Raw genomic sequence first — 315 nt, 5'->3', positions numbered from 1 at the left:
GTTGCTTTGCGGGGTAGTACCTTAGTCACAGCCTCCTTTCTCTACTTCTACTATCGTCCTTACTGGACGCACGATGCCCACATGACTTTTCCCCGGCGTATCATACGTTCCTTCAAAGAAAACAAGGTCGCCGGGCTTTGCTTCGGCTTCGGAAATGTGCTGGCTCTTGTTCCACAGACCGTTGGCGGTGGTGCGCCCCACATTGTAGCCGTTCTGGTTGTAGACCCAGCAAACGTAGCCGGAGCAATCAAACCCGGTTTCCGGGGTAGAACCGCCCCAGACGTAGGGCGTGCCCACATACTTTTGCGCCTCCTT

At 55.2% G+C, this 315-nt stretch carries 1 protein-coding gene; it reads right to left on the bottom strand.

The window, feature by feature from the left end:
- Positions 1 to 21: 21 nt before the first annotated feature.
- Positions 22 to 315, bottom strand: a 294-nt coding sequence (locus QZL71_RS13250) for a C40 family peptidase (protein ID WP_294649229.1), incomplete at its 5' end; no start/stop codon positions are given.

It is taken from the genome of uncultured Faecalibacterium sp., assembly GCF_900066275.1.
Taxonomy (GTDB): Bacteria; Bacillota; Clostridia; order Oscillospirales; family Ruminococcaceae; genus Faecalibacterium; species Faecalibacterium taiwanense.
This window is presented reverse-complemented; position numbering and strand designations above follow the sequence as displayed.